The 11,181-nt window shown below is 65.0% G+C and carries 9 protein-coding genes; 8 read left to right on the forward strand and 1 reads right to left on the reverse strand.

Annotated features, from left to right (window positions below):
* The first annotated feature begins 86 nt into the window (after nucleotides 1-86).
* The 8 genes from RAH39_RS00260 to RAH39_RS00295 all read left to right on the forward strand — a co-directional run bounded on the left by RAH39_RS00260 (nucleotide 87) and on the right by RAH39_RS00295 (nucleotide 9,163).
* Nucleotides 87-1,169, forward strand: coding sequence for a molecular chaperone DnaJ (locus RAH39_RS00260; RefSeq protein ID WP_306590802.1), 1,083 nt, complete (start codon nucleotides 87-89; stop codon nucleotides 1,167-1,169).
* Entirely contained in the window at nucleotides 1,162-1,539 is a 378-nt protein-coding gene (locus tag RAH39_RS00265) for a MerR family transcriptional regulator (RefSeq protein WP_373467333.1), read from the forward strand. The genes RAH39_RS00260 and RAH39_RS00265 overlap by 8 nt, the downstream gene beginning before the upstream one ends.
* Nucleotides 1,540-1,605: 66 nt before the next feature.
* Nucleotides 1,606-2,472 (forward strand): sigma-70 family RNA polymerase sigma factor, encoded by an 867-nt coding sequence (locus tag RAH39_RS00270; RefSeq protein WP_306590804.1) that lies wholly within the window; start codon nucleotides 1,606-1,608, stop codon nucleotides 2,470-2,472.
* Between the two features lie 16 nt (nucleotides 2,473-2,488).
* The gene (locus RAH39_RS00275) at nucleotides 2,489-3,361 is read left to right on the forward strand and encodes a P-loop NTPase family protein (RefSeq protein WP_306590805.1); all 873 of its coding nucleotides are present in this window, start codon (nucleotides 2,489-2,491) and stop codon (nucleotides 3,359-3,361) included.
* The gene (locus tag RAH39_RS00280) at nucleotides 3,358-5,922 is read left to right on the forward strand and encodes an MMPL family transporter (RefSeq protein ID WP_306590806.1); all 2,565 of its coding nucleotides are present in this window, start codon (nucleotides 3,358-3,360) and stop codon (nucleotides 5,920-5,922) included. The genes RAH39_RS00275 and RAH39_RS00280 overlap by 4 nt, the downstream gene beginning before the upstream one ends.
* 46 nt (nucleotides 5,923-5,968) lie before the next feature.
* Nucleotides 5,969-7,492 carry an AAA family ATPase gene (locus RAH39_RS00285; protein ID WP_306590807.1) on the forward strand — a complete coding sequence of 508 codons (1,524 nt, stop codon included), beginning with the start codon at nucleotides 5,969-5,971 and terminating at the stop codon, nucleotides 7,490-7,492.
* Nucleotides 7,489-8,112: a hypothetical protein gene (locus RAH39_RS00290; RefSeq protein WP_306590808.1), complete on the forward strand. Its 624-nt coding sequence runs from the start codon at nucleotides 7,489-7,491 to the stop codon at nucleotides 8,110-8,112. Before RAH39_RS00285 ends, RAH39_RS00290 begins: the two co-directional genes overlap by 4 nt.
* Nucleotides 8,113-8,173: 61 nt before the next feature.
* Nucleotides 8,174-9,163, forward strand: coding sequence for an SAM-dependent methyltransferase (locus RAH39_RS00295; protein ID WP_306590809.1), 990 nt, complete (start codon nucleotides 8,174-8,176; stop codon nucleotides 9,161-9,163).
* Nucleotides 9,164-9,223: 60 nt separating this feature from the next.
* On the opposite strand, the gene RAH39_RS00300 is transcribed toward RAH39_RS00295, so the two are convergent.
* On the reverse strand, nucleotides 9,224-11,098 hold the full coding sequence (locus RAH39_RS00300) for a CocE/NonD family hydrolase (protein WP_306590810.1): 1,875 nt from the start codon (nucleotides 11,096-11,098) through the stop codon (nucleotides 9,224-9,226).
* Between the last annotated feature and the right edge of the window lie 83 nt (nucleotides 11,099-11,181).

Raw genomic sequence — 11,181 nt, forward strand, 5'->3', positions numbered from 1 at the left:
CCCCCGGGGCCCCGCGCAGAGGCCCGGTTAAGCGGGCCTCTGCTTTTTTGTCTGTCGTCGAAATCTTAGTGCCTTAGACTAAAGCCATGTCCCATCCCGACTACTACAAGATCCTGGGCGTGCCCCGGTCGGCCTCGGAAGAGGACATCAAGAAGGCGTACCGCAAGCTGGCGCGGAAGCACCATCCCGACCTGAACCCCGGCGACGCCAAGGCGGAGGCGGAGTTCAAGAAGCTGGCGGAGGCCAACGACGTCCTGTCCGACGCCGAGAAGCGGAAGAACTACGATACCTACGGCGATCCCGCGGGTCCCGGCGCCCAGGTGCCGCCGGGGTTCCAGCAGGACGCGGGCTTCTCCTTCGAGGATGTCTTTGGGGGTTTCGCCGGCGGCGGGTTCGGTGGCCGCCCCACGCGCCGCGGTCCCGAGCGGGGCGAGGATCTGATCCACACCGTCCGCCTGGGATTCCGCGAGGCGTTCGAGGGCACCCGCCTCAGCCTGCGGGTGAACCGCTCGGAGCCCTGCCTGACCTGCCGGGGCACCGGCGAGTCGGGCAAGAAGCAGGAGACCTGCCGCACCTGCGGAGGGAAGGGCAAGCTGGGCGGCGGCTCGGGCTTCCTGTCCTTCGGCCGGACCTGCCCCGACTGCGGTGGCCGCGGCGTGCGGGTTCCCGCGTGTCCCGACTGCGGCGGCGCCGGCCGGCTCCCCCGCCAGGAGACCGTCGCCATCGCCATCCCGCCGGGCGTGGAAGACGGCGCCAAGCTGCGCGTGGGCGGCAAGGGCGAGGCCGGGCGCCGCGGCGGCGGGCCGGGCGACCTCTTCCTCCAGATCAGCATGGAACCGGATGCCCGCTTCGAGCGGAAGGGGGCGAACCTCTACGTGCGCCTCCCTGTCAGCTTCTCGGAAGCGGCGCTGGGGGCGAAGGTGGACGTGCCCACGCCCGAGGGCCAGGCCACCATCAAGGTGCCGCCGGGCACCCAGACCGGGGCCAAACTGCGGCTGAAGGGCCAGGGCATGCCCATCCCCAAGGGGAGCCAGCGGGGCGACCTCATCGCCGAAGTCGCGGTGGTGACGCCCGCGATCCAGGACGAGCGCAGCAAGGAGCTGCTCCGGGAGCTGGCGGACCTGAACGACGAAGACGTGCGCAAGCAGCGGAGTGCGAGTCATGGCTAAAGATCCGAGGATGGGCGCATACATGATCGGCGTGGTGTCGATGCGGTACGGCGTGCACCCGCAGACCCTGCGGCTCTACGAGCGCGAAGGCCTGCTGGCGCCCAGCCGCACCGAAGGCAAGACCCGCCTCTACAGCGACGAGGACCTGGAGCGCCTGGAGTTCATCCTCAACCTGACCCGGGATCTGGGCGTCAACCTCGCGGGCGTGGAAGTGGTGCTGGGCCTGCGGGACCGCCTGGAGCGGATGCAGGAGGACCTGGAGCGCCTCGTGGGCGCCATGGAGGCCGCGGGCCTCAAGGACGTGTCCCGGCCCCCGGCGTCCGCCACGGGCCTCGTGAAGCTGCCTCCGCGCGGCGTCCGCAAGCGCTGAGACCGCCCGGAGTTGCCCTGGGGTCGGGGATCGCTTGCTATGCTGGTCGCTTCTCCCGGGAGTTCTGTGCCCCTCCGGCATCTCGAAGAGCGATCGCTCGACAAGTACTTCGACTCCATCCGTCATCTGCCGCTTCTCACGGCCGAGGAGGAGCGCATCAACGGTCGTCTCTGGCAGAACGACCACAACCCCGAAGGGCTGCGCGGCCTGGTGGAGGGCAACCTCCGCTTCGTGGTGAAGGAAGCCCGCAAGTTCGAGGGCATGGGCCTCGATCTGCTGGACCTGATCAGCGAGGGGAACCTGGGCCTCATCGAAGCCGCCAAGCGCTTCGATCCCGAGCGCCAGAACAAGTTCCTGACCTACGCTTCCTGGTGGGTGCGGCAGGCCATCTTCCACGCCCTCGCCGAGCACGGGAACAAGATCCGCCTGCCGCAGAAGGTGGCGGGCCATCTCGTGCAGCTGAACCGCGTCACCCAGAAGCTGAGCCAGTCCCTGGGCCGCGCGCCCATGCTGCAGGAGATCGCGGACGCCGCGAACCTCACGGTCGAAGAGGTGGAGCGGCTGCAGCTGCTGCAGCAGACCACGTCGACGGTCTCCACCGAGCAGGGCCTGGGCGACTCCGACCTCACCGTGGGCGACAGCCTGGAGCAGGAGGTCGAGCCCTCCGCCATGCGCACCCTCGACCAGGAGGCCTTCCTGGAGCAGATCGAGGCGAGCCTCGCCTCCCTCAGCGAGAAGGAGCGCAAGATCATCACCCTGCACTTCGGCCTCGCCGGCCACGAGCCGCTCACGCTGGAGCAGATCGGCAAGCAGTTCGATCCCCCGATCTCCCGCGAGCGCGTGCGGCAGCTCGAAGAGCGCGCCTTCTCGCGGATCCGCGAGCGGCGCCGCGAAGTGCTGGGCGGCTTCCTCCGCGGCGGGGATGGGCCGTGATCCGAGGGCTCCCGCGATGAAGGGACGGCCGGACTGTCCCCAGTGCCAGGGGCAGGGCCTCCTCTTCGACCCCGATCCGCAGAAGCCGGTGCGGGTCTGCGGCTGCACTGCCGATCTGGGGCCGGACGCCGAGAGTCTGGGGCTTCCCTCTCGCTATCAGGAGGCGGACTTCACCCGTTTCTGGAAGTGGTGGAACAACGCCCAGGCCAGCCGCGTGCGGGTGCTTCTCGACCGCGTGCCGGAGCTGGAGGATCTGCTGGCCCGCCCCGTGGAGGACGTGGGCGAGGTGGAGGGCCGCGAGGACCTCGTCAAGTTGATGCAGGCCCTGCGGCGGCGGCCCGAACACGGGATCCGCCCCGCGGGCGCCGAGGCCTTCGCCCAGTGGGCCCAGAACGGGAAGCACAAGTTCCGCCACGGATGGGAACTGTGGTGGATCCACGGCCCCGCCCAGAGTGGGCGCAGCACTCTGGCCGCCGCGGCCCTTCGGGCCTGGACCGAACGCACCGGCCGCGGCGGGCGCTTCGTCTCGGTGCGGACCCTCAGCCAGGCCATCAAGGACGCCTACTACGATGTCCGCAGCTTCCAGAACCAGGGCTTTCAGAGCGTCCGCGATCTGGTCGAGCCCCTCCAGGATCCGCCGCTCCTGGTGCTGGACGACTGGGACCGGATGGATTCGGACATCCGCGTCGCCGCCGCCCTGGCCCAGCTCCTGGATCACCGCTACGGCGAGGAGCTGCCCACCATCCTCACGGCGGCGGGACCTCCGGAGGAACTGCTCCGGCGGGAGAATCACCCCCTCGTCCGCCTCGAGGACGGCAGCCTGATGGAGCGGCTGAAGGGCGCCGAACGCGTGGAGATGGCGCCCGCGCTCCAGCGCTGGCTGCGATGACCGGACTGCTCCGCCGCCTGCTGCGCCTGCACCTCTCCCCGCGCCCCGCCGGGCTGTGGGCGGTGGTCGCGGGGCTGACGTTTCTGCTGGGGCTCGGCGCCCTGCGCGTGGAGCGGGCGCTGGACCTGATGAGCCTCCTTCCGGTGGAGCATCCGGCCGTCCGGGCGAACCTGGAGGCCGGCGTGGGCCAGCAGGAGCTGCTGTGGCTCGTCGCCGAGGGGAGCGAAGGCGACCTGGAAGCCCGGCGCGCCTGGGCCGAGGGCCTGGTGGACCGCCTGCTCACCGCCGGCGACCTCCCCCTCAACGGCCTTGCCGCGGAGGGTCGCCTGTCGGAGCCCATCCCCGTGCCGGGCCCCGGCGGCGTGAGCCCCTGGCCGGCGCTCCTCGCCGTGGGGGCCCTCGCGGAAGGGGACGCCGCCGTGGGCCGCTTGACCACGGAAACCCTCTACACCCTGGCGCCCGCCTGGCTGGGGGACCGGCTCTCGCCTCTCAAGGAGCCCGCCGAACTGAAGCGCCGGCTGGAGGCCACGGCCCGCGCCCTGGGTTCGCCGGAGCCGCTTCCCGCGGCCCTCGCGCGGCTGGATCCCCTCGGGCTCCGGGACCTCGCCCCCGCCGCCGGCGGGGGCATGGCGAAGGCCCGGGAACTGGGCCGGGCCTTCACGCTGCGGATGCACACCGGCTACCTGGAGACCAAGGACGGCCGCTTCGTGATGCTGCCGCTGGTGGCGGGCTTTCCCGCTTCCGACGTGAAGGCCGCCACGCGCGCTCTGACCTGGTTGAGCCGCGGCGCCGCGGGACCCCTGCCGACCTCCGCGCGGCTGGGGGACTTGGAGGCCGCGCTGAAGCCCCAGGCGGATCGCCCTTTCCCCGTGCAGGTCACCGGCGCCCACGCGATCACGATCTGGGAATCCCACCGGCTCACGGGCGAAGTGGCGCTCAGCCTCGGCCTCAGCTTCGTCCTCATCGGCCTGGTCTACTGGCTGGGCTTCCGCACGCTCGCGGGCTACGGGTTCGTGATGGTGCCCGTCCTGCTGGGAATGGTGTGGGCCCTGGGCCTTACGGGCTGGGTGCTGGGCCGGGTGAACCTGATGGCCGCGGGGTTCGGCGCGGTGCTCCTGGGCGTGGGCGACGACGTAGGCATCCTCCTGTTCAGCCGCTATCGCGAGGAGCGCCGGGCGGGCCGGACCAAGGCGCGGGCCCTCCACGACGCGCTGCTGGGCACCGGCCCCGGCGTGGTGGCGGGCGCGCTGGCGACGGCGCTGGCCTTCCTCGCTCTGGCGTTCACGCCCTTTCCCGGAATCCGCGACCTGGGGCTCACCACGGGCCTCGGTTTGTTGGCCTGTCTGGCGGCCACGTTCCTGGTGATGCCCCCCTTGCTCCTGGCGCTGGACCGCGGTCGCGGCACCTTCGCCCCGGGTTCGCCCGCGCCCCTTCCCCGCCGCCGGGCGTGGGCGCCCTGGGCAGCCCTGATCCTCCTAGGGCTGGCCCTGGCCGGCGCGCCCCGCACTCGCTGGGAGGAGGACCTGCGCCGGTTCCGGGCTCAGGGCAATCCCGCCCTCACCTTGCAGGAGCGCCTCACCCGCACCCTCGGCGCGAGCCTCCAGCCCTTGGCCCTCCAGATCCCCCTGGAGGATCCGGATCGCCTGCCGGGGCGCTGGAACCGGCTGAGTCCCATCCTTCGCGAGGCGGGCCTGCCGGTGCCCGATTGGCAGACCCTGGATCCGGAGCTGCGCCACGCTCTGGGCTCCGAAACCTGGCGCCGCCAGGTACTGGAGGCGGCGGGCCGGGCGGGGCTGGATCCCGCGGGGCTCGAAGGACCCCTGTCGGCCCTGGCCGCGGCGGCCTCGGACCCCGCCCAGCCGGTCCACGCGCTCCAGGCCCTCCTTCCCCGAACCGGCGAGACCCGGGAACAGGCTCGGCCCTGGAACCTGTGGGACGGCCTGAGGCGGGGCCACCGCGCCCCGCCCCTGGCTCCCGCGCTGACGGTGCCCGTCCGGCTGGATGAAGCCGCCCTCGTCCGCCTCACGCCGGAGGTGGAAGCCGCCGGGGGCCGGTTCGTGGGCACCCAGCCCTTGTTCCGCGCCGTGAAGGCGATCGCCAAGGACGCGGTCCAGGAGGCCGTGCTCCTGGCGCTGGGCGGGATCTTCGCGGTGATCGCCCTGTTCGGCCGCAGCCTGCGTTTCGCCTGCTTCGCCATCGTCCCCCTCGCGGCCAGCCAAGTGGGCGCCCTGGGGGCCCTGGGCTGGGGCGGGGAACCCCTCACCTTCCTGTCCCTCATGGCCATTCCCATCGCGCTGGGCGTCAGCGTGGACACCGCCTTCAACCTGCTGCACCGCGCCCGGGGCGAAGCGGACGCCTCCCAGCGCGTGGCCCGGGTCAACGCCGTGTGCGCCGGGACCACCCTCGCCGGCTTCGGGGGGATGGTCTTCAGCGGCTACCGCGGGCTTCGGGGTCTCGGCCTCGCCTGCCTCGGGGGCGTCGCCCTCGCCCTGCTCCTCACCCAGTGGCTCCTGCCGGTGCTGCTGGAGAAATGGCCGCTGGAGAAAAAGGGAGTATCCTAGATCATTAAAGCGAAAGAGAATTTGCTCTTTATGAATCGAGGTGAAAATGTTAACACGATTAAAGGTCAATGGGTTTAAAAATTTAATCAATGTTGATGTGAGTTTTGGAGAATTTACGTGTATTGCAGGCCCGAATGGATCGGGCAAATCGAATTTATTTGATGCAATAATGTTTTTAAGCCACTTGGCGGACAAGTCATTACTGGAGGCTGCCCAGCTTGTAAGAGATCCCGACTGTAAAAATTCAGACATTCGATCCTTGTTTTTTAAAGCAGGTGATTCAATTCACGAAACAATGGAATTTGAAGTCGAAATGATTATTCCAAAATTTGGAATAGACGACCTTGGGCAAAAAGCAGAAGCAACTACAACTTTTCTCACATATAAAGTGGTCATTGGATTTAACAAAAGACCTTCTGCCTACGTGGCTCAACCCCTAATGATATTAGAGGAAAAATTAGATCATATTACTTTGGGGGCCGCTCGTCGTCATGTTTATTTTAAAAGGAACCCCGGTTTAATAAGCCTTTTAGGTGTCCAGAGAAGAACGAGTTCTTTTATTTCGACTGATCGAGAAAATAATATTATTAAAATTCATCAAGATACCAAATCAGATGTACATAAGGGTTCAGGGGGGCGGGCGCGGCAGGTTTCCTCTAGATTATTGCCTAGAACTGTAATTAGTACCGCTACAGCGGCTGAGGCCCCTACCGCTTTGCTTGCACGGCGAGAAATGCAATCGTGGCGGTTATTGCAATTAGAACCATCCGCAATGCGCGCTCCGGACCCTTATATTGCCCCGCAGGTAGTCGCTGAAAATGGAGCGCACTTACCGGCAACCATGGCAAGATTAACTGGAATAGCGAGGAGTAAGTTATATTCGGGAAGCACAAATGAACTATTTAGAACTGTAAGTGAGCAAAAGGCGAAATCTATTAAGCAAAAAATTGTAGAATCACTTTCTACTCTTATTGATGGAGTTGATGATGTATATGTGGATCAGGATGAAAAACGAGAATTATTTAGCCTTATAATTATTGATAACAATCAAACCAAGCATGAGGCTCGAAGCCTATCGGATGGCACACTGCGTTTTTTGGCACTCGCCTTAATTGCAAATGATCCGGATTCTTCTGGCCTCGTTTGCATGGAAGAACCGGAAAATGGGATTCATCCAACTCGCATCCCTTCTATTTTAACTTTACTAAAAGATGTTTCTAAAGCACAGAGAGCTTCGTCTAAATTAGGACCCATCTTAAGGCAAGTTATTATTAATACACATTCTCCAATTGTGGTGGCTCTTTTGAGTCCAGAAGATATCTTGTTTTCAAAACCTATCCAAGGAATATATAACAATAAAAGGATAGATCGAGCTGCATTTATTCCGTTAGAGAAAACTTGGCGCTCACGGCTTACTCCCGACAGCTTGGTTTCTTCTAAGGGAGAGGTTATAGAATATTTAAATGTTCTTGCAACTGCATTAAGCGAAGGGGGATTGTCTAATACGGCTACATATGTGGGATTGGTAGAATCTCTTCCGTTTGTGGAGCTCCAAGAGGAGCAAGAGTGATAAACTATCTTTTTCTTGCAGAAGGAACTTCCGACCAAGTTTTAATTCCAATTATTAATTCTCTTATATTTGAAACATTGAGGTTATCGGTTAATGTGGTGATCCCTAATTTTAATTCGGTGAGGCCACGGCCGACATCTTTAAATTCAAAGCTTAATGTTGTTAATAGGTTATATAAAAATATAGACTTTTTGGTTATTCATCGAGACGCCGATGCCGCAGGAGCTTCGTCTCGATTGATGGAAATGGAGCAGGCAACGGCTTGTTCCGTTCCTTCTATACCATGGGTTCCCGCTATCCCAGTGAAAATGACGGAAGCATGGTTGTTGACAGACCGTGCTGCTATATTTAAAGCAATAGGATGTAGAAGATCTGATAAAAAAATCACCTTTTGTCCGAATAAGCGTATCGAAGGGCTTGCGGATCCCAAGGATTACCTTTTTCAAAAAATATATGAAATTGCGGATTTACCTTATCGACGGCGAAAAGATTTAAATGTGAATTTGGTGAGAAGAAGGATTGGAGATTTTATTTCAGATTCACCTGAATTAAGACTCTTACCTTCATTCAGGGTTTTTGAAGGAAGGCTAAAAAAAGTTCTTCATGATCTTTATGATTAATAAACTTAAAGAGATTTTAGCAGAGCAACTTGGTGCCGGTTCTGTCCCCGCCGCCGAGGTCATGGCCCTAGGCCTCTACCATCCCGAGCACGGCTACTACCGCCGGGCGACGGGGCCCTGGGGGTTCGAGGGGAAGGACTACTACACCGCCCTCGACCTGGGGCCGCTCCTGGGGCAGACCCTGGCCCTGCGCCTGGAAGCCGCCTGGGAGCGCCTGGGCCGGCCGGCGCGGTTCACGGCGCTGGAGCCCGGCGCGGGGCGCGGCTGGCTGGGCCGGGACGTGCTCAACGCGGCCACGGGCGCCTTCGCCGAGGCCCTCGTCTACGTGCATCGCGACGACAATCCGGCGGCCAGGGCCGCGGCGGAAGCGGCCCTGGCCCCTTTCCTGGCATCCGGCCGGGCGCGGTTCGCCGCCGAGGGCGAGCCGCTGGAGCCCTTCGTCGGCGCCGTCTTCAGCAACGAACTGTTCGACGCCCTGCCGGCGCAGCCCTGGCGGTGGAGCGGGGCGCAGTGGACCCGCGAAGTCCTGACCGAGGCGGGCCCCCAGTGGCAGGCGGCGGAGCCCGGCGAGGCCGGAGCCTGGTTCGCCGCCCACACGGACGGGCTGGAGCCCCTCGACGGAAGCATCTGGTGTGAAGGGCTCCCCGCCGTGATCCGCGACCTCGCCGCGCCCCTGGAGGCCGGGCTGTTCCTGGCCGTGGACTACGGCGAACCCGCCGGCCGGCTGCTGGCCAAGGGCGCGGACCTGCGCCGGTTCAAGGCCCACACCGTGGACGGCAAGTGGCACGAGGACCTGGGCGAGTCGGATCTCACTGCGGACGTCGATTTCACCCGGCTGGCCCACCTGCTGGAAGAACAGGGGTTTGGAGAATTGTTCCACGTGGAATTGAGCAAGTGGATCCGGACCCACGCCCCCCTGGATCAATGGGGCGCCCAGTGGATGGCGCTTCCCCCCGCGGACCGGATGCAGCGGACGGAGAACCTCCTCCAGCTCACCCTCCCCAACATGATGGGGAGCCGCTTCCGGGTGCTCGAGGGATGGAAGGGTTAGCCACGGATGAACGCGGATGAAAGAGCATCTGGGTTCATCCGCGTTCATCTGGGGCTGGGTTCATTTCTCTGAATAAATCCCCACGCCCAGGCTGCTCGGCCGCGCGGCGTCGTGGAAGACCGTGTGGGTGGCTTTCCGGTAGTCCTCGGGCTGGGCTTCGTTGATGTTGGTGAAGACCTGGGGATTGCGGTCCATCAGGGGGAACCAGGTGCTCTGGAGCTGGACCATGACGCGGTGGCCCTTCCGGAAGGTGTGGAACACGTCGTTCATGCTCCAGGCGACGCGGGTCGGCTGCCCGGGGGTGAAGGGCGTGGGCTTTTCCAGGCTGTCGCGGTACTTGCCGCGCATGACCTCCCCGCGCACCAGCTGCTGGTAGCCGCCCATGGGGTTGGCCGTCCGGTACCAGGGGGAGCCAGGGTTGAAGCCCGGATTCGTGAATCCGTCGGGATAGACGTCGATCAGCTTCACCACCCAGTCCGCGTCGGTGCCCGTGACGGCTACGAACAGCTCGGGCCGGAGCGGCCCCGCCACGGTCAGGTCCGCCTCCAGGGGCACGGTCTGGAAGACGAGGACGTCGGGGCGGCGGCTCGCGAAGCGCTGGTCGGCGGTCATGTATTCGCGCGGCATCCCGATGGCCACCTCTTCGATGAAGGGCACGGGCTTGGCGGGATCCGACACGAAGGCGTCCGCGCCGCCGTCCTTCCCGGGCGGGGCGAAGCCGAGCCCGCCGCCGGGCTGAAAATAGAGCTTGGCTTCCTTCGCCTGGGGCGGCGGCCAGGCGTCGAACCGGCGCCAGCGGTTGGCGCCCGTCTCGAAGACCGTGGCTTTGGACAGGGCGGGATCCGGCGCGCCCTTGAGGTAGTGCATGAAGAAGGGGAACAGGATTTCCGCTTGGAACCAGTCGGAGGTGTCCGATCCGAATTGCACCAAGCCGAGGTGGTCGCCCTTGCTCCGCTCCCATCCGCCGTGGAACCAGGGGCCCATCACCAGCCGGCTGTCCGTGGCGGGGCTCTGGCGCCCCAGCGCCTGGAAGACCTGGAGGGAACCGAACAGGTTCTCGGCGTCGAACCAGCCGCCCACGGTGAGCACTGCGGGCTTCACGCCCTTCAGCCGGGGGCGCAGGTCCCGGGCCCGCCAGAAGGCGTCGTAGTCCGGGTGGTCCAGCATCTCGTTCCAGAAGGCGACGTCCTTCGCGTAGCCGCGGGTGGCGCCGGTGGAGCCCAGCCGCAGGAACCACGCGTAGCCGTCGGAGGTGCCGTGGTCCAGGGGCGTCGGCCACATCGGGGTGGGCGCGGGCCGGGGCTTGCCGAAGCTGATCATGAAATTGAAGGCGTGGGGCAGCCACAGCGCCCCGTTGCGGTGGAAGTCGTCCCCCTGGAACCAGTCCGCGACGGGCGCCTGGGGCGAGACGGCCTTGAGCGCCGGGTGGCCGGACAGGGCGCCCAGGGCGGTGTAGAAGCCGGGGTAGCTGATCCCCCATTGGCCCGCGCGGCCGTTGTGGCCGGGGACGTGGGCCAGCACCCACTCCAGGGTGTCGAAGGTGTCCGTGCCCTCGTCCGTCGCCGCGCCGCTGGCCGCGCGGTCGGGGCGCATGTTCTCGAAGCTCCCTTCGGACATCATCCGGCCCCGCACGTCCTGGTACACGAAGATGAAGCCCTCGTCCTCGAATCGGGACGACGGCCCCAGGTGGGAGGGAAACGCGTCGGGACCGTAGGGCCGCACGCCATAGGGCGTCCGCTCCATCAGGACGGGATAGGCGCGGGTCGCATCTTTGGGAGCGTAGATGGCGGTGAACAGCTTCACCCCGTCGCGCATGGGAATCAGGACCTCGCGCTTGGTGTAGTGGTCCTGGGGCGCGGCGCCCAGGTCCGTTCCCGCGGCGGCGAGCAGGCCCAGGGACAGGAACGCGACGCGCAGGGCGCGGCTCAACGTCATGACGAACTCCGGAGGAAGCCTCATGATACGCGGCATTCCTTCGAGGAGACCTCCGCCGGATTCGCGCTCGACGGGACGGAAGC

The organism is Geothrix sp. 21YS21S-4 (assembly GCF_030845995.1).
Classification (GTDB): domain Bacteria; phylum Acidobacteriota; class Holophagae; order Holophagales; family Holophagaceae; genus Geothrix.